The organism is Chitinophaga rupis (assembly GCF_900109685.1).
GTDB classification, from domain to species: domain Bacteria; phylum Bacteroidota; class Bacteroidia; order Chitinophagales; family Chitinophagaceae; genus Chitinophaga; species Chitinophaga rupis.
Map to the genome: position 1 here is coordinate 35220 of NZ_FOBB01000002.1, position 18284 is coordinate 53503.

The window sequence follows — 18284 nt, forward strand, 5'->3', positions numbered from 1 at the left end:
CACCATTAATAGATTTTATGATGCAACGAAGAACCGGATCTTTTGCAGCTCTGCTGTTATGCGCTGTAATGAGCATTGGCAGCATGGCAATGGCCCAGAAGCATAAAAAAGACACCACAACAGCTGTTCCTGCAACTGACAAGAATAATGCGGATTCTCTTAAAAAGAAAAGCGGTCCGCAGCCTGTTAAAAAGTATGAGGAGGTGATCACCAAAGACATGCGCAGCAGCAAGGGCTTTATTACTGTGCATACCAAAGAGGATAAGTATTATTTCGAGATACCCTTTTCCCTGTTCGGCCGCTATATTATGACGGTGAACAGGATTGCCAAAGCCTCTGTAGACATGCGTAACGGGCCCTGGGGCCTGGCAGGCGACGAAATAGGGGAGGCCATTTACAGCTTTGAAAGAGGCCCTTCCAATAAGCTGTTTATGAGAAGGCTGTCGTTCACGGAATACACCTCCGACAGCTCAAAGGCCATGTTCAATGCCGTGCAAAAGAACAACGTACAGCCGATTGCGTATGCCTTTCCTATTGCCGCCTTTAATACGGATTCCACTGCGCTGGTGATAGATGTTACCGACCTGCTGAACAGCGATAACGAGATCCTGTATTTCTATAATGATAAAATAAAGCAACGGGCCGGCGTAAGCGGGCAGCAGAACGACCGCAGCTATATTAAGTACGTGCATACCTATGCCACCAACCTGGAGATACGCGCCCTGAAAACTTATGCAGCAGGGCTTAATCCTTCCGGGCCTAACTACTCCATGGAGCTGAACTCTTCTTTTGTGCTGCTGCCTGAAAAGCCTATGCAGGGCCGCCTGCTGGATGAGCGTGTAGGTTATTTTGCCACCGGCTTCCGTGATTTTGATGCCAACCCGCAGGGTGTAAAAGAGGTGATATATGCCAAACGCTGGCGCCTGGAGCCTAAACCGGCAGACGTTGAAAAATACAAAAGGGGCGAGCTGGTGGAACCGGTAAAACCCATTGTATTTTATATTGATCCTGCTACGCCTAAAAAATGGGTGCCTTACCTGATACAGGGTGTGAACGACTGGCAAAGCGCATTTGAAGGCGCTGGTTTTAAGAATGCCGTATATGCCCGTATGGCCCCAACAGAACAGGAAGACAGCACCTGGAGCCTGGACGATGCCAGCCACTCCGCCATTATATACCGCCCTTCGCAGATCATGAATGCCATGGGGCCCAGCGTGGCTGACCCACGCAGCGGCGAGATCATTGAAAGTCATATTTTCTGGTACCACAACGTAATGAAATTATTACATGACTGGTACCTGGTGCAGTGCGCCGCCGTGGATCCCCGCGCGCGCAAACGTGAGTTTGATGATGAGCTGATGGGACAGCTGATCCGCTTTGTATCAAGCCACGAAGTAGGGCATACGCTGGGTCTGCGCCATAACTTTGGCGCATCCTCCACCGTACCGGTAGATAGCCTGCGCAATAAACGCTGGGTGGAAAAATATGGCCACACGCCTTCCATTATGGACTATGCCCGCTTTAACTATGTAGCGCAACCGGAAGATAACATCGGCGAAGCAGGCTTGTTTCCCCGCATTAACGACTATGATAAGTGGGCCATTGCATGGGGGTACCGCTGGCACCCGGAATATAAGTCGCCCTGGGAAGAGCAGCTGGCATTTACCAAAATGGTAACCGATAGCCTGCGAAAGAATCACCGTTTATTCTTCGGAAATGAAATGGAACCAGCAGACCCGCGCAGCCAGAACGAAGACCTGGGCGATAATGCCATGAAAGCCGGCATGTACGGCATTAAGAACCTGAAACGTATACTGCCACAGCTGGCCGTATGGACCACTGCGCCCGAAGAAGAATCAGACGCTGTAAAGAGTATGTTAGGCGTAGTATGGAGCCAGTATGTAACTTATACCGGCCATGTAATAAAGTACATTGGCGGCGCGTACCACACGCCTAAAGTAGGGGCAGAACCCGGGCCCGTAGAGGAAATTGTGCCGAGGGCCAAACAGCTGGAGGCTATGGAATTCCTGAAAAAGGAATTCTTTACCACGCCTATGTGGCTAAACGAAAAAAGCCTGATTGAAAGATGCCAGGTGAATTTTGCGCAGGAATTATCTGAGCTGCAGATCTCCGGTATCAGCACACTGGTAAGCCGTCACCGCTTAAGCCGCCTGCTGACCGCAGAAATTGAAGAGGGTAAAAAAGCCTATGGCGTGCAGGAATTCTTAACGGATATGGATAAGGCTATTTATACTGAACTGTACCAGGGTAAGAATGTGGATGTGTACCGCCGCAACCTGCAGCAAACCTACCTGAACCGCATGCTGGAGCAGGCTTTTGCCCCGGACGATCAATACACGGTTATGATGGGCGCATTTCACCCAACGTTCTCTGACCTGCAGGGCATATTCAGGGATGAGCTGCAAAAGCAGCAGGCCCTGTTCAAAAAGAATATGCTGAATCCGGCCCTGGATAATATGACCAGGATCCACCTGCGGGAGATGAGTGATAAGATCACGCGTAAGTTTGCGATCAAATAAGTATTCCTATCCTATATAAAACCTGTCCCGCAACTATTCCTGGAGTTATGATTGATAGAAGAGAGAATTGACTGACTTTAGATTTTGATTGACAACGAGACCCCTGCCGGTTTTTACCAGCGGGGGTTTTTTATTGTAATTATTTAGTCCATAATTTTTTTGTAGATTTATTCGTCAGGAAGCTTTTTGCTGTAAGGCTAACTCAATAACCTATACTGTATTAAAAAGAAGATCGTTTATGAAAAAAAAATGGTTGACCCATTCCCTTACCAGGAGATTTTATTACCTGCCGCTAATGTTCCTGTTTATTGCAAGTTTAGGATCCGGATGTAAAAAATCATCAGAACCTGATCCCTGCAAGGACGTGCTGAATGAAGGGATGCCGACCCAGGTGGTGCTAACATTCCTGGATGCACAAACGGGGGAGAATATTCTTTTGGCAAAAAGTATTGATACGGCTGCTATAACAATTACCCCGGAACCAATAGATCTGAAACGGGGCGTGATCGTAAAACAGCCAGGTTCACCCATGTATGGGGCGCTGGTGTTTGCTGTTGCAGATACGAAAGAAGGTACGTTCAAATACAAAATAGATATTGCCAATGCAGGCAGTGCTACACTATCTTATACTGCCATGGAAGAGAAGACCACCGATAAATGTAAAGCCTATTATATCAGTATAACGGATCCTAAGATCGAGGACCACCCGTTCACCATATCACGGACAGGCTCCCGGCTGGTATTCAAAATAACGCTATAGAAAAGTAAAAAGTAAAAAAGTAAAATTAAAAGTGAAATGCAGCGTATAGCATTCCTCTTTTATATTTTACATGCTTGCATCCTCCACGTGTGTGGGGGCAGGCAAATAATCCGCGTGTGAAATAAATGCCCCTTCCTTTTGCAGCCAGGTGAAAAGCGCGGCCAGCTTATTTTCCAGCTGCCGGCCGCATACCCGTTTCACATACCAGGGCAGCTGGTAGGTATGCAGGTCTTCCAGCTCCCAGGGGTGAAAGTAAAAGGAGCAATGATCCCCTTTCCGTAAAATGCGCCGTATGCAGGCTTTGCTGAACCATAAAGGCAGGTTCTTAACACTTAACCAGAAAACAGGCAGGCGTAATACCGGTGTTACAGATGCCGGCATAATCCATAACTGCGCCTCCCGGAAAACCTGCCGCGGGCGGTGTAAGTTATTATACCGGCCCGGTAGCCAGGTGGGGTTTAAAGAGGCGTCATATATATACCCGGCTTTGTGTAATGCGGCCAGGCTTACCGGCTGCAGGCGCGGCATACGGAAGCCTTTTACCGGCTTACCGCAAATAGCTTCCAGTGTTAGCCGTGAATGCAACAGATCCGCTTCTTCAAACCGGTCATGATAAAATGCGTGCGACGCGATCTCATGTTTTTCAGCGATCTGCTGCAGCAGCGCCGGATGTTGCTGCGCCCAGTAAGCGGTAACGAAAAAAGTGGCGCGTATGTTCAGGGTATCGAACAGCTCCAGTGTTTTGAGCAGACCGTTGCGGGATACTGCTAGCTTTTGCTCCATTTCCAGGGACTGGCCATATTCCTCCGGAATATCAAATTCCTCTACATCTACACTGATCAGGATCTTTTTCTGCATGTTAATCGATCAACAGGATGGTTACAAAATTTAAGCATTCCCTGAACAGAGTCTTTAGCTTGAAATCGGAAAAGCGGATGTCTTTCCTGCAACGGATGCTGATCTTGGCAATAGCCAGCTGCCGGTTCTTACCGCTGCGGTGTACAAACTCGCTATCATATAAAAATCCGTTGATGCGGGTGGAGAGAAATTCCCTTCGTCCATTGCCGTTAAAGGCTTTCAGGCCTGCCTGCGCATCATCTACCGGCAGGCGCAGCACATACCGGTTCAGCAGGCGGTTAATACGGGTAATGAACCTGCGCTGAATGGGCAGCAGGTTGGTATACTGCCTGCCCCGTACACCTGCAACTACATCGCTCCCACGCAGCAGCTGATAGTATGCGCGGCAAATGGCTTCCACTCCAAAGGGCAGATCATAGTCGCTGCAAACCTGGTAAGGATTTTCTGCCAGGGCTACTCCCAGCCGCAGGGCATATCCTTTGCCCCGGTTCACCGGGTGATTGATGATTCGGATATCCGGAATAGCATCTTTCAGCTCCTGGATCTGCGTGGCGGTGAAGTTCCTTACAGAACCGTCATTCACCAGTATCAGCTGTATGAAGGTGTCCGGCAGCTGTTGTTGCAGCAAATGAAAATCTTCGATCAGCTGATAGGTCCATGCGCCAGGTGGATTACAGCACGGAAGAATAAGGTCGAACCGGTTGTGAACATCGTTATGCGGTTCACCGGGCGCCTGATTTAGTACAGTTATAGGTTCTGACATTGCTATGTGCATTTCACAGAATTTTACATGACGATTGCTGGTAAAAAGAGAAGACATGTACAGCACCGGGAATACCGGGTGTTAAAAAATAGGGGCGATACGCCTGGGAGTATTGTTCAATAGCAGCAGGGATGATGACGGTGTTTTGCCATCTATGGCGGCTGGTTTCCAATGGAGCCAGCCGCCTGGTGATGTAATACATATTGTTAGGTTAAATGGTACTCTTCTTATGTACTAGACGCCAAATTTAAATCTTACCCCCATGCGCCCAGCTTAAAATGCTATTAAAATAGTCTTGTCAGCGATATAAGGCCAAACTACCTTTCTTATTTATGCTTATGCAGCAGGTAACCTACACTGATACCCAGGTAATGGTTCTTTTCAGTTTCACTATCATATGGGCTGGTATTGGTTAAACCCAGGCTGTAATTTACGCTGAACAGCAGGCCCATTTTAAGCTCATAACCGGCAATAAAATTGGCGCCGGCATCAAAAGGTTTTACATAAGCTATGTTAGCATCAACGTCCTTTTTGTTTTCAAATTTTACCTCACTTTCCATGTGTCCGTAATGCTCATAGTCGGTTTTTATTTTACCGCCAACGCCATAGGCCAGGTAAGGGCCAAAACCGGCAAATATTTTACCCGGGCCCAGCGCACGCTTATACAGGAAGTTAACCGGCAGCTCCAGGTAATTGAGGCGGGCGGTAGAGGCCACTTTCTCCGGTCCATCGGCGGGGCCGTTCGAAATTGTTTGATCCACCTTAGCCCCTTTGGCGCTATAGAACAGGCCGGGTTGCAGTGAAAAGTTTTTTGCCAGGGTAATGTCGGCAATAATACCTGCATGGAATGCGGAAAGTGTTTTGGTGTTAGCCTGCTCAGATGTATTGTCGGTTATGGCGTTCTTGGAGCTCATACCAGCTAAGCTATAACCGGCTTTTACGCCAAAAGAGACCTGTGCATAGGAAAACAATCCGCAGGAGAGGGCTGCGGTCAGTAATAAAAGATGTTTTTTCATTTGGATAAAGATTCAATTATAGGTAAAGTGATAATTTGTCCCGTTTTAATAAAAGCTACAGCTCCATAGAACGGAGCAGGGGCTGAAAATGTTACAGCTCCGCTAACGGGCGCAAATATACGTTTTTGCCGAAAAACCTATACCCATATACCCATCCGGTAAGTGCCGGTACCGGTTACCGCATCCTGTCCTGCTCCGGGCGGTTTAGCGGCAACGGTAATGGCCGGCGGCCGTGGAGGCGGGTATTCAGCCATCCATGGCAGCCGGCATCCAACGGAACCGCCTTCCTATTTACGTTTATGCAGCAGGTAGCCTACACTGATACCCAGGTAATGGTTCTTTTCAGTTTCATTATCATACGGGCTGGTATTGGTTAAACCCAGGCTGTAATTTACGCTGAACACTAAACCCATTTTAAACTCATAACCGGCAATAAAGTTTGCACCGGCATCAAAGGGTTTTACATAAGCTACCGAAGCAGAGTCAGGGCTTTGCTGTTTATTTTCAAATTTCACATCATACTCCCGGTTTACAAAGTATTGGGAGGAGACCTTTATTTTACCGCTAATGCCATAGGCCAGGTAAGGTCCAAAACCGGCAAATATTTTACCGGGGCCCAGCTCATGCTTGTAGAGGAAATTAACCGGCAGTTCCAGGTAATTGAGGTGAGTGGTTGCTGTTACTTTCTCCTGGCCAACTGTGGGGCCGGGAACATCCAGCTTAGTCCCTTTGGCGCTGTAGAACAGGCCGGGTTGCAGGGAAAAGTTTTCAGACAGGGCAATGTCCGCTATAAGACCTGCGTGAAATGCAGGAACCATTTTAGTATCAGCCGTAACAGAAGGGGAACCTTGCTTGACGCTCATACTTGCCGCGTTAAAACCGGCTTTCACGCCAAAAGAAACCTGTGCATAGGAGAACAACCCGCAGGAGAGGGCTACGGTTAATAACAAAAGATGCTTTTTCATTTCAGGTATAATTAATGATCAAATACTAATAATGGATTGATAAGGATTAAAGTGATGATGTGTCTCTTTTTGATGTGAACAGCTGCTACGTAAAAAGTTAACCAACCATAAAACGCGGCAAATAATCGTAATGTTACAGCGAGGTGCTAATGTGTGCCGGTATACGTTAGCACCCCGCTATCTTCCCGCCATATAAATAGCTGGTTTGCAAATAGTTTGCAGGTATACGCCTGTTCTACCCATTTTATACCCATTTCCCTGAAACCTTTAACTGTACAACATTGCCGCGCTATTAGCATATACTGTGTACTGGTTTAAGTACGGGCGGTTAAAGCAATTAAAGAAAAAAAAGCATTAACTTGGCCCCGCATAATTTAGTTATAAGCCATGTCATTAAAACCGCTGTGAAAGAGATTCCCTGTATGCATTATTTATCATTACCGTGATAGCCCGAACACCTTATTGATCACCTGTTAAACTTCGCCCGTCATTATCCATTAACATAACAACAATCTTTATCCATTCAAAAAAACCACTCTTGCATGATGAGAAACCTACCAAAAATGCAGCAATTTTTGCGTGCACGCCTATTGAAAATATGCCTGGGCATTACCCTGTTCCTGGGCGGCTTTGCCGGCAATGGCTATAGCCAGCTGCCTGCAGGATTTATTCAGAAAAAGCTTACCGGCGATAACATTAACGAAGCCACTGCCATGGTGCACGCACCGGATGGCCGCATCTTTATTGCAGAACGTTCCGGTAATGTAAAAGTGTTCCAGAACGGTAATGTATCTACGGTGCATACCGTTAGCACTACCACCGGTTCAGAACAGGGCTTGCTGGGTATTACCCTGCACCCGCAGTTTGCCACGAACGGCAAGTTTTACATTTTTTACACCAACCCGGCTATGACGGTGCATTACCTGGATGCAGTGGTGATCAACACTGCAAACGTGGTAACCTCCACTACACGCATTATGGAGTTTGATCCTATCATCAATGGCTTCCATAACGGTGGCGCCATCCTGTTTAAAGATGGTTTGCTGTATGTGGCCATTGGCGAAAGCAATTCTCCCGCAGAAGCTACCAAGCTGGATACCTACCGCGGTAAGATCCTGCGGTTAACGGAAGATGGACAGCCTGCGCCGGGCAACCCGTATTATAACGAGGCTGGGGCTTCCCGCCAGAAGCGGAGTATTTGGGCCATTGGGATGCGCAACCCCTGGAAAATGGCGCTGGACCCGCTTTCCGGTAAAATATTCGTAGTAAATGTGGGCGGTGATTATGAGGAGATCAATGATGTTACCGCACCGGATGCTACCAAAAATTATAACTATGGCTGGGATCAGAACGGCCGTTCCGGTCCGCAGCAGGCTGCCGGCACCATATTACCGGTATTTGCCTACCCGCATGATAACTGGGGCTGCGCCATTACCTCCGGTGTATTCTTTAACCCGCCGGCCACCAACTATCCCACGCAGTACCGCAACCGTTTTTATTTTTCTGACTGGTGCTCGCAGTGGTTCCGCAGCGTAGATGCGGTGAACCCTGGCAGCGGCGCTGCACAGGAATTTTCGCCCAGCGGTTTTGGCTCCATCTTAGGAACCAGTGTAGGCATTGACGGTAATATCTACTACATTAAATATAACAGCACCGGCAGCTTATGGCGTATTGAGTTTGACAGCAACCAGAAACCGGAGGTGGTGAACAACCCTGCCAGCCAAACGGTGGTAGCAGGTGATCCGGTGAGCTTCTCGGTAAGCGTATCCGGCGCTACGCCCATCACTTACCAGTGGCAAAAGAATGGGGTGAACATCAGCGGGGCTACCGCCAACACCTATACGATTGCGCAAACCACAGCAGCAGATGCAGGCAGCTACCGCTGCCTGGTGGCCAATACCCTGGGTGCAGATACCAGTACGGCCGCTGTACTTACCGTACAGCCGTTTAATGCCCGCCCGGTACCGCACATCTTAACGCCAACAGCCAGCCTTACCTGGAGCGTATTAGACCAGGTGAGCTTTTCCGGCAGCGCCACGGACCAGGAAGATGGTACCTTACCCGCATCTGCCTACAAATGGGAGGTACGTTTTTATCATAAGGACAATCCTACCAGCGAGCACTATCATCCCGGTCCGGTAATCCCGGCAGGCATTACATCCGGCACTTTTACAGCGGATAACGGCGGGGAAACATCGCCCAACATCTGGTTCCGTATACTCTTAACCGTTACCGACTCGCAGGGCCGTACCGGTGTGGATTCTGTAGATATTCAGCCCAATAAGGTAAACCTCACCATTACTTCCAGCAAACCCGGGTTACAGCTGGTATTAGGCTCGCAGGTAACTGCGCCGGCCACTAAAACCTTTGTGGTAAATTCCAACTTTACCATACAGGCCCTTAGCCCGCAAACCCTGGGCGATACTGCTTATGAATTTACTTCCTGGGCGCATGGCGGTGCCGTTACGCAAAACCTGCGCGTGCCTGCTGTGAACACCACCTATACGGCTAATTACAAGGTGAGCGCATCTTTACAAAATCCCTACAAAGGCGTACCGGCTGCTATACCCGGTAAAATTGAAATAGAGGATTATGATACCGGTGGCGAAGGTATTGCCTACCACGATGCTTCTGTTGCTAACCAGGGTAACGGATACCGCCCCAACGAAGGGGTGGACCTGGAAGGCTGTGCAGATACCGGCGGCGGTTTTAACATAGGTTATGTAGCTACCGGCGAGTGGCTGGAATATACCGTGAATGTAACCACACCCGGCGTATATACTCTAATGGCCCGTGTAGCCACGCCTTACGATGCCAAAGCATTTCACGTAGAGCTGGATGGCGTAAACATCAGCGGTACCCTGGCCGTGCCCAAGACCGGCGGTTTCCAGGCATGGCAAACCATTAGCGTGAACACACCGGCCCTGACCACCGGCGTAAAAGTATTACGTGTAACCATGGATGCAGCTGATCTGAACATTAACTACCTAACCTTTGCCCTTGCCGGCACAGGTACCGGCAGCGCGCCTACTGTAAGCCTTACGTCCCCGGCCAATAACGCTACCTTCTTTAATAATGCGGATATTGATATGGCGGCTACAGCCGCCGATGCAGATGGCAATGTGCGCAAAGTGGAATTTTTCCAGGGCGCTACTAAACTGGGAGAAGATACTACCAGCCCTTACCAGTATACCTGGATAGGCGCACCCACAGGCACTTATTCCCTTACGGCCAAAGCCACGGACAATGCCGGTTTAACCACTACATCCGCTCCAATAGCTATCACCGTAAACCCGGTAACAGGAGCTAAAACCATTCCCGGTAAAATAGAAGCAGAAGCTTTTGATGCTAAGTCGGACGTTGGAACAGAAGGCTGTGCAGACACCGGCGGCGGTGAAAATGTAGGCTGGATAAATACGGATGACTGGATGGATTACAATGTAAAAGTAACCACGGCAGGCACTTATACCGTAAACTTACGCGTAGCCAGCCCGGATGGCGGCAAACAATTACAGCTGCGCTCCGGCACAACTACCCTGGCTACAGTAACCGTACCTGCCACCGGCGGCTGGCAGGCCTGGACCACTGTTACCACCACGGTAACCCTGGCTGCCGGCGATCAAACCCTGCGTATTTATGCCGTTACCGGCGACTGGAACATTAACTGGGTTGAGTTTAGCAGCGCAGCGCTGGCCGCCAAGGCAAGCCATCTGCCGGAAACAAACGACCAGTTTAAAGTATATCCCAACCCCGTAACCAGTAACCTGACCATTGGCGGCCTGAAGAATGATGGGATGGTAAGCGTGATCAATGTGGCCAACTCACAGGTTACTAAGATGAAGTCAGCGAACGGTACCTTAAACCTTGGCAACCTGTCAGCCGGTACCTATATTATTGAGTTCATGGATGGCAAAAAGATAGTAAGGAAAAAATTTGTTAAACTATAAGTAAATGGTACGGAGGTCTTTATGGCCTCCGGCCATTTCCTGCAGTAACAAATGGCACAGTTTTCGTTATTGGAAGGGCAGACCTAATATGTTTAAAAATTAAAGCCATGAGAAACTTAGTTATAGCCATCGCATCATCCGCATTGATCTTTGCATCCTGCCAGAGCAATGACGAGAAGGCGGCCGCTATAGGGGATGCCAAACAGGCAACCATCGATTCAATGAATGCGGTAAGTGTAGCAAAACAGCAGGTAATTGATTCCGTAAACGCTGAAAAAGCTGAAAAAGCAAAACATAAAAGCCACAGCAGCCAGGCATCATCCGGCAGCTACAGTAGCTCCGCTGATAATTCTACTGCAGCCGCTCCGGCAGCCACCACCACTACTAAGAAAAAGGGGTGGAGTCATACCGCTAAAGGTGCCGTAGTAGGCGCTGGTGCAGGTGCTATCACGGGCGCTCTTATAAATAAAGATCACTTGAAAGGCGCTGCCATTGGTACCGTAATTGGTGCCGGTGTAGGCGCTGGTACAGGCGCCATTGTGGACCACGCCAAAAAGAAAAAGGCGCAGCAGCAGGCCAACCAGTAAGTAAGATGGAATAAAGATGTATATGGGCGCTTTCCCACCGGGAAGGCGCCTTTTTTTATGCAGTATATTTACTATTTTGAGGGCATCAACCCGATTAACGATTAACCATGAAAAATTCCAACAGACGTAAATTCCTGGGCACGGCAGCCACTATTTTAGCCGGTACGGCGGCCGCCACAGCATCGCCATTGCAGGCTGCTGCACCCAAATATCCCGTGGTACACCATGTATTCTTCTGGCTTAAAAATCCTGGTTCTACGGAAGACCGTGATAAGCTGGTGGCCGGCGTTAAAACCCTGGCTAAGATAAAAACCGTAAAAGAGCTGCGGGTAGGGGTGGTAGCCAGCACCGAAAAAAGGGATGTGGTGGATAACAGCTGGGCCGTATCTGAGCTGATGTTCTTTGCCGACCTGGCAGGGCAAGCTGCTTACCAGACCGATCCCATTCACCTGGAATTTATTAAGAACTGTAGCCACCTTTGGGAAAAGGTAATTGTGTACGATGCGGTGGATGCCTGAGGTGTGCGGTAAGCCCGCCGCCTGAGCGGATGGCGCCGTGATTGTATTGTAAAATATTTATAATCAATACTATAAGGCTTTGGTCGTCACCGTACGGTCAAAGCCTTGTTCATCTGTAGCCCCCGGTTTTTAACGTTTCCTGTTAGAAAAAATCTGACTAAAAAGCAGAATATCTGGATATATTTTAACAATTTTGCAGTTACTTTTTAAATTATAAAAAATGAGCCAAATACCTACTACCGTATTTGATAAAGTATGGGATTCACATGTTGTGAGAAAAATAGAAGACGGTCCGGACGTATTTTTTATTGACCGCCACTTTATTCATGAAGTAACCAGCCCGGTAGCATTCCTGGGTTTAGAGAGCCGGGGGCTGAAAGTGATGTTCCCCGAAAAAACCTTTGCTACCGCCGATCATAATACACCTACTATTAACCAGCATTTACCGGTGCAGGACCCGCTTTCTGCCAACCAGTTAAAAGCGCTGGAAACCAACTCATCCAAATACGGCATTTCCCACTGGGGCCTGGGTAATCCCAAGAACGGCATTGTGCACGTGGTAGGCCCGGAAAACGGTATTACCCTGCCGGGTATGACCATAGTGTGCGGCGACTCGCATACCTCTACCCACGGCGCATTTGGCGCTATTGCCTTTGGTATTGGCACCTCTGAGGTGGAGATGGTATTATCTTCCCAGTGTATTATGCAGCCCAAGCCCAAGAAAATGCGCATTAACGTAAATGGCAAGCTGGGTAAAGGAGTTACGCCTAAAGATGTGGTGCTGTATATTATTGCCAAGCTTACCGCAGCCGGCGCTACCGGTTATTTTGTGGAATACGCAGGTGATGTGTTTGAGCAAATGAGCATGGAAGGCCGTATGACGGTTTGTAACATGAGCATTGAAATGGGCGCCCGTGGCGGTATTATAGCACCGGACGAAACTACTTTTGCCTATATCAAAGGCCGTGAAAAAGCCCCTAAAGGCGAAGCATGGGATAAAGCCCTGGCTTACTGGAAAACGCTGAAAACTGATGCCGGCGCCACGTTTGACCAGGAGCACACCTTTGATGCTGCAGATATTGAGCCCATGATCACCTACGGCACCAACCCCGGTATGGGATTGGGTATTACCCAGCATATCCCCTCCGCAGCCAGCGGCAGCGGCAAGGCCAGCTATGAAAAGTCACTGAACTATATGGGCTTTCATGAAGAAGAATCCATGCTGGGTAAAAAGGTGGATTATGTATTCATAGGCAGCTGTACCAACGGCCGTATAGAAGACTTCCGCGCTTTTGCCTCTATTGTAAAAGGACGCAAAAAAGCAGATCATGTAACGGCCTGGATAGTGCCCGGCTCACACATTGTAGAGCAGCAGATCAAGGAAGAAGGCATTCTGGATATTTTAACAGATGCAGGTTTCCAGCTACGCCAGCCGGGATGTTCCGCCTGTTTGGCCATGAATGATGATAAGATACCGGCGGGTAAATATGCCGTGAGCACCAGCAACCGCAACTTTGAAGGCAGGCAGGGCCCCGGCGCAAGAACGCTGCTGGCTAGCCCCCTGGTAGCAGCTGCAGCAGCGGTAACCGGTGTGGTAACAGACCCCCGCGTGTTAATGGCGGATTAATAACGCCCGCGTATAAACGATCAACAACACATTAATTAACAGAGATACGACCTAAAAATGGCTTACGATAAATTCACTGTATTACGGAGTTCAGCGGTGCCCATGCCCATTGAAAATGTAGATACTGACCAGATCATCCCTGCACGTTTCCTGAAAGCTACGGAGCGTAAAGGATTTGGCGATAACCTGTTCCGCGACTGGCGTTATGAGAATGATAATACGCCTAAGAAAGATTTTGTACTGAACAATCCCATTTACAGCGGTAAGATACTGGTAGCCGGTAAGAACTTTGGCAGCGGCAGCAGCCGTGAGCACGCTGCATGGGCCATTTACGATTATGGTTTCCGCTGCGTGGTAAGCAGCTTTTTTGCAGATATTTTTAAGAACAACTCCCTGAACATTGGCATACTGCCCGTACAGGTGAGCGCTGTTTTCCTGGATAAGATCTTTACCGCCATAGAAGCTGATCCCAAAGCGGAACTGGAAGTGAACCTGCCGGAGCAGACCATCACTATTGCAGCTACCGGTGAAAGCGAAAAATTTGACATTAACAGCTATAAGAAGCATAACCTGCAGAACGGTTATGATGATATTGATTACCTGCAAGCCATGAAGAGCGAGATAGAGACCTTCGCTGCCAAGAGCATGTACTAAAACATTCCACCACTTATTATGCCAGTTGCCGGACGCTATGTAGAAATAATGGATACCACCCTGCGGGATGGGGAGCAAACCAGCGGCGTTTCTTTTTCACCTTCGGAAAAATTAACTATTGCGCAGTTATTGTTAACAGAAGTAAAAGTAGACCGTATTGAAATTGCTTCTGCCCGCGTATCTGAAGGGGAGTTTGCGGCCGTAAAGGCCATTACCAAATGGGCCAAGGCCAACGGCTTTCTGAACAGGGTAGAGGTGCTGACATTTGTGGATGGCGATGTAAGCGTGCAATGGATGCAGCAGGCAGGGGCCAAGGTTATGAACCTGCTTACCAAAGGTTCCCTGAACCATTTAACCCACCAGCTGAAAAAGAAACCTGAACAGCACTTTGCGGAAATAGCGGCGGTAATAGCACTGGCAAAAAAGAAAGGCCTGGAATGTAATGTATACCTGGAAGACTGGAGCAATGGTATGCGCCACTCCCGCGACTACGTATTCCAGTTCCTTGACTTTTTACAAACGCAGCCCGTTAAGCGTATTATGCTGCCGGATACCCTGGGTATCCTGATCCCGTCTGAAGTTTTTGAATATACCTCCGCTATTGTGCAGCGCTATCCTAAGCTGCACTTTGATGTGCATATGCATAATGATTACGACCTGGGTACAGCGAATGTGCTGGAAGGCGTAAAAGCCGGCGCACATGGCGTGCACCTTACCATTAATGGTATGGGCGAGCGGGCCGGTAATGCGCCCCTGGCCAGCGCCATAGCTGTGCTGCATGATTTTTTGCCGGAGGTGAAAACTGCAGTGGAAGAAGAATCATTATACACTGTAAGCAAGCTGGTGGAAACCTTTTCCGGTTTCCGTATACCGGCCAATAAACCGGTAGTAGGGGAGAACGTGTTCACCCAAACAGCCGGCATACATGCGGATGGAGATAAGAAGAACAAGCTTTACTTCAGTGACCTGATGCCGGAGCGTTTTGGCCGGCAGCGCCGCTATGCCCTGGGTAAAACCAGCGGTAAAGCCAATATAGAGAACAACCTGCAGCAGCTGGGCATTCAGCTGAGTGAGCCGGATCTGAAAAAAGTAACCCAGCGCATTATTGAGCTGGGCGATAAAAAAGAAGTGGTAACCCAGGCCGACCTGCCTTATATTATTTCCGATATACTGGACAGCAAAGCCATTGAGGAAAAGGTGCGCATAGAGAACTATGTGCTTACCCATTCCAAGAACCTGCATCCCTCTGTATCCCTGAAGATCTCTATTAAAGGGGAGCTGTTTGAAGAGCACTCCCAGGGCGACGGGCAGTATGATGCATTCATGAATGCGCTGAAGAAAGTATATAAAAAACTTAAGCAGGAGCTGCCGCAGTTAACAGATTATGCAGTGCGCATTCCGCCCGGTGGTAAAAGTGATGCGTTATGTGAAACCGTTATTACCTGGCGTTATAATAATAAGGAATTTAAAACCCGGGGGCTCGATAGTGATCAAACGGTATCGGCCATTAAGGCAACACAAAAAATGTTGAACCTAATATAATCTTCATAACAATCCACAAAAGCATGGCAAGCAAGCATATTTTAATTGTTCCGGGCGACGGAATAGGACAGGAAGTTACGGCCGTTGGTAAAAAGGTACTGGACAAGATAGCCGCTAAATACGGCCATACCTTTACCTACGATGAAGCGCTGATAGGCCACGTAGCCATTGAAGCTACCGGTAATCCCTTACCGGATGAATCACTGGAAAAAATGCGTAAGTCAGATGCGGTATTATTTGGCGCAGTAGGCCACCCGAAATATGATAACGACCCATCTGCCAAAGTAAGGCCGGAACAGGGTTTGCTGAAAATGCGCAAGGAGCTGGGACTGTACGCTAACCTGCGGCCTATTAAGCTGTTTGATGAGCTGCTGGGCGCTTCCAGCATTAAACCGGAGATCTTAAAAGGTGCGGATATTTTATTCTTCCGTGAGCTGACCGGCGATATTTACTTTGGTGAAAAAGGGCGTAAGAATAATGGGGATACGGCTTTTGATATTGCAGAATACAGCCGCTACGAAGTAGAGCGCATAGCCCGCAAAGCTTTTGACGCAGCCCGTACCCGCAGAAAGAAATTATGTTCTGTAGATAAGGCCAATGTAATTGAAACCTCCCGCCTGTGGCGTGAAGTGGTGCAGAAAGTAGCGCTGGACTATCCGGATGTTGAAGTGGAGCACCAATTCGTAGACGCTACCGCTATGCTGCTGATCAAAGATCCGCGCCGTTTTGATGTGGTGGTAACTGCCAACCTGTTTGGAGATATACTAACGGATGAAGCCTCGCAGATAGCCGGCTCCATGGGCATGCTGGCCTCCGCTTCCATAGGGGATGGCACCGGTGTGTACGAGCCTATTCATGGCTCTGCGCATGATATTACCGGTAAAGGTGTGGCTAATCCCTTAGCCTCTATCTTATCTGCTGCGCTGCTGCTGGACATTTCTTTTGGCATGAAAGCAGAATCAGAAACCGTGATCAGCGCGGTGGATAAAGTGCTGAAAGCCGGCTTCCGTACCCGTGATATTGCCGATGCACAAACAGCTGCAGATAAAATATTGGGCACAGCCGCAATTGGCGAAGAAGTGCTGAAACACATTTAAAGGATAAAGAAAAGTTTTTAGTGGTACTGCCGGTGGCCTTGTGTTGCCGGCAGTTTTTTTATTAAAAGGCTACACTTTTCCGGATCAGCTCCGCTATCTGCGTTCTTTGCAGGTGTTCCGCCCAGCCCAGGGGCGTACCGTCATATACTTTATCTTTTATTTCGAGGTTAGGGTGTGCGCTGAGCGCCAGCTGCGCCAGGGGTACATCATTACGGTCAGCTGCTACATGCAGCAGCGTGGCATCCCACTCGCCGTACAGCTGGTTGTTTACGAGGGCGGGTTTTTCTTTTAACATGGCAGCAGCCAGGTCCCGTTTGCCCAGGTCCCAGGCATCTAATACGGTGCAGTTTGCGCCCTGTTCCATTAACCATTCTGCAGTAGCTATCCGTTTGGTATGTACGGCCAGCTGCATCAGCGTCATGCCGTTGTTGAGGGGCGTGTTAAGATCGCCGGTATTGAATTTTTTAACCAGCTCATTTAACGTAGGTACATCACCGTTACCTACGGCTTCTGCCAGGGCTACCTGTTGCCGCGTAGGCGGGTTGGTGCGGTAGCGCTGGTTTTGCAGCCACCAGGTATTTCCGAAGCCTATCCATTTAAAACCTATCTGCTCATACATACGGCGCCCGGTGCCGTTTAATACGGCATAACGGTAACCCTTTTCCTTTGCATACAAGCAGGCGGCCAGCACTACGGCTTTGCCAATGCCTTTTTCCCTTGCATGCGGCACTACGCCTACACTGTAAATGCCGGCCACGCCATTGCTGCCGGTAGTAAAAAATACTTCACTGTGCGCTACTATCGCCCCATTGAGCGTAGCAATAAAACGCTGCCCAAGCTCCGGGTACTGTTGTTTAAGCTCATGGGAAAGGCTGTTGGTATTGGCATAAGGCAGGTGCTGAATATCATGGATGGGCGTAACATTATCTGCTTTCACCTGCAAACCGGCCGGCCGCGCATGTTTCGTTTGCATGGCTTCCAGGTCAAGCGCCATCCATTGCGGGCGCCAGCCAGGCTGAAAACCGCGTGCCAGCAGCAGTACGCCCAGGTTAAGCGGCTGCGCGGGCGCCAGTGACCAGCAACCGGCGTTCTTAGGCGGCTGTGCACGGTAGTGGTCCATCATTTCATCCAGCTGCGTACCGGCAGTGGCGGCATCCATAGCAGGGAAAAGCACCACAGAACTGTTAGCGGGCCCGGCATAGGTCCAGCTAAGACCATTATGACCGTATACTTTACCGCCCTGTGCAACGGCATTTAAGGCAAACAGTTCCCGGTGATTATTTGCCACGGCCTGCTCCAATTGGGCCGGGGTAGCGTTATTCAGCACATTCATGGTTTGATGGCAGATTTATAGCAGACAGGAGAATAAGCAGTAAATAAAGATACCAAAAGTGGTTTGAGTTTTGTAAA

General features: G+C 48.9%; 14 protein-coding genes. 9 read left to right on the forward strand and 5 right to left on the reverse strand.

Going from position 1 to position 18284, the window contains the following annotated elements:
- The first annotated feature begins 17 nt into the window (after positions 1–17).
- Positions 18–2540: a zinc-dependent metalloprotease gene (locus tag BMZ54_RS07405; RefSeq protein ID WP_202909175.1), complete on the forward strand. Its 2523-nt coding sequence runs from the start codon at positions 18–20 to the stop codon at positions 2538–2540.
- Positions 2541–2778: 238 nt separating this feature from the next.
- Positions 2779–3300: a hypothetical protein gene (locus BMZ54_RS07410; protein ID WP_089908562.1), complete on the forward strand. Its 522-nt coding sequence runs from the start codon at positions 2779–2781 to the stop codon at positions 3298–3300.
- Between the two features lie 66 nt (positions 3301–3366).
- Here BMZ54_RS07410 and BMZ54_RS07415 read toward each other — a convergent pair whose 3' ends face one another.
- The 4 genes from BMZ54_RS07415 to BMZ54_RS07430 all read right to left on the reverse strand — a co-directional run bounded on the left by BMZ54_RS07415 (position 3367) and on the right by BMZ54_RS07430 (position 6902).
- Positions 3367–4158 carry a polysaccharide deacetylase family protein gene (locus tag BMZ54_RS07415; protein WP_089908566.1) on the reverse strand — a complete coding sequence of 264 codons (792 nt, stop codon included), beginning with the start codon at positions 4156–4158 and terminating at the stop codon, positions 3367–3369.
- A gap of 1 nt (position 4159) precedes the next feature.
- Positions 4160–4921 (reverse strand): glycosyltransferase, encoded by a 762-nt coding sequence (locus BMZ54_RS07420; RefSeq protein WP_162277492.1) that lies wholly within the window; start codon positions 4919–4921, stop codon positions 4160–4162.
- A gap of 326 nt (positions 4922–5247) precedes the next feature.
- Entirely contained in the window at positions 5248–5937 is a 690-nt protein-coding gene (locus tag BMZ54_RS07425) for a porin family protein (RefSeq protein ID WP_089908574.1), read from the reverse strand.
- A gap of 287 nt (positions 5938–6224) precedes the next feature.
- Positions 6225–6902, reverse strand: a complete 678-nt coding sequence (locus tag BMZ54_RS07430) for a porin family protein (RefSeq protein ID WP_089908577.1) — start codon at positions 6900–6902, stop codon at positions 6225–6227.
- Positions 6903–7444: 542 nt separating this feature from the next.
- Here BMZ54_RS07430 and BMZ54_RS07435 point away from each other — a divergent pair.
- From BMZ54_RS07435 to leuB, 7 genes are all read left to right on the forward strand, one after another.
- On the forward strand, positions 7445–10849 hold the full coding sequence (locus tag BMZ54_RS07435; RefSeq protein WP_089908580.1) for a carbohydrate-binding protein: 3405 nt from the start codon (positions 7445–7447) through the stop codon (positions 10847–10849).
- Between the two features lie 107 nt (positions 10850–10956).
- The gene (locus tag BMZ54_RS07440; RefSeq protein ID WP_089908583.1) at positions 10957–11436 is read left to right on the forward strand and encodes a glycine zipper 2TM domain-containing protein; all 480 of its coding nucleotides are present in this window, start codon (positions 10957–10959) and stop codon (positions 11434–11436) included.
- Between the two features lie 107 nt (positions 11437–11543).
- Positions 11544–11954, forward strand: coding sequence for a Dabb family protein (locus BMZ54_RS07445; protein ID WP_089908586.1), 411 nt, complete (start codon positions 11544–11546; stop codon positions 11952–11954).
- 220 nt (positions 11955–12174) lie between these two features.
- Entirely contained in the window at positions 12175–13581 is a 1407-nt protein-coding gene (leuC, locus tag BMZ54_RS07450) for a 3-isopropylmalate dehydratase large subunit (RefSeq protein WP_089908587.1), read from the forward strand.
- Positions 13582–13638: 57 nt separating this feature from the next.
- A complete protein-coding gene (gene leuD / locus BMZ54_RS07455; RefSeq protein ID WP_089908588.1) occupies positions 13639–14235 on the forward strand; it encodes a 3-isopropylmalate dehydratase small subunit in 597 nt (198 codons plus the stop codon).
- Positions 14236–14253: 18 nt separating this feature from the next.
- Positions 14254–15777 (forward strand): alpha-isopropylmalate synthase regulatory domain-containing protein, encoded by a 1524-nt coding sequence (locus tag BMZ54_RS07460; RefSeq protein WP_089908590.1) that lies wholly within the window; start codon positions 14254–14256, stop codon positions 15775–15777.
- Positions 15778–15800: 23 nt separating this feature from the next.
- Positions 15801–16874 (forward strand): 3-isopropylmalate dehydrogenase, encoded by a 1074-nt coding sequence (leuB, locus tag BMZ54_RS07465; RefSeq protein WP_089908593.1) that lies wholly within the window; start codon positions 15801–15803, stop codon positions 16872–16874.
- 61 nt (positions 16875–16935) lie between these two features.
- Here leuB and BMZ54_RS07470 read toward each other — a convergent pair whose 3' ends face one another.
- A complete protein-coding gene (locus BMZ54_RS07470; protein WP_089908597.1) occupies positions 16936–18207 on the reverse strand; it encodes a GNAT family N-acetyltransferase in 1272 nt (423 codons plus the stop codon).
- Positions 18208–18284 lie beyond the last annotated feature (77 nt).

Bases quoted from the DNA above. Each gene is read 5' to 3' on its own strand.
- BMZ54_RS07405 (WP_202909175.1), top strand. From the start codon at position 18: ATGATGCAACGAAGAACCGGATCTTTTGCAGCTCTGCTGTTATGCGCT.
- BMZ54_RS07410 (WP_089908562.1), top strand. From the start codon at position 2,779: ATGAAAAAAAAATGGTTGACCCATTCCCTTACCAGGAGATTTTATTAC.
- BMZ54_RS07415 (WP_089908566.1), bottom strand. From the start codon at position 4,158: ATGCAGAAAAAGATCCTGATCAGTGTAGATGTAGAGGAATTTGATATT.
- BMZ54_RS07420 (WP_162277492.1), bottom strand. From the start codon at position 4,921: ATGTCAGAACCTATAACTGTACTAAATCAGGCGCCCGGTGAACCGCAT.
- BMZ54_RS07425 (WP_089908574.1), bottom strand. From the start codon at position 5,937: ATGAAAAAACATCTTTTATTACTGACCGCAGCCCTCTCCTGCGGATTG.
- BMZ54_RS07430 (WP_089908577.1), bottom strand. From the start codon at position 6,902: ATGAAAAAGCATCTTTTGTTATTAACCGTAGCCCTCTCCTGCGGGTTG.
- BMZ54_RS07435 (WP_089908580.1), top strand. From the start codon at position 7,445: ATGATGAGAAACCTACCAAAAATGCAGCAATTTTTGCGTGCACGCCTA.
- BMZ54_RS07440 (WP_089908583.1), top strand. From the start codon at position 10,957: ATGAGAAACTTAGTTATAGCCATCGCATCATCCGCATTGATCTTTGCA.
- BMZ54_RS07445 (WP_089908586.1), top strand. From the start codon at position 11,544: ATGAAAAATTCCAACAGACGTAAATTCCTGGGCACGGCAGCCACTATT.
- leuC (WP_089908587.1), top strand. From the start codon at position 12,175: ATGAGCCAAATACCTACTACCGTATTTGATAAAGTATGGGATTCACAT.
- leuD (WP_089908588.1), top strand. From the start codon at position 13,639: ATGGCTTACGATAAATTCACTGTATTACGGAGTTCAGCGGTGCCCATG.
- BMZ54_RS07460 (WP_089908590.1), top strand. From the start codon at position 14,254: ATGCCAGTTGCCGGACGCTATGTAGAAATAATGGATACCACCCTGCGG.
- leuB (WP_089908593.1), top strand. From the start codon at position 15,801: ATGGCAAGCAAGCATATTTTAATTGTTCCGGGCGACGGAATAGGACAG.
- BMZ54_RS07470 (WP_089908597.1), bottom strand. From the start codon at position 18,207: ATGAATGTGCTGAATAACGCTACCCCGGCCCAATTGGAGCAGGCCGTG.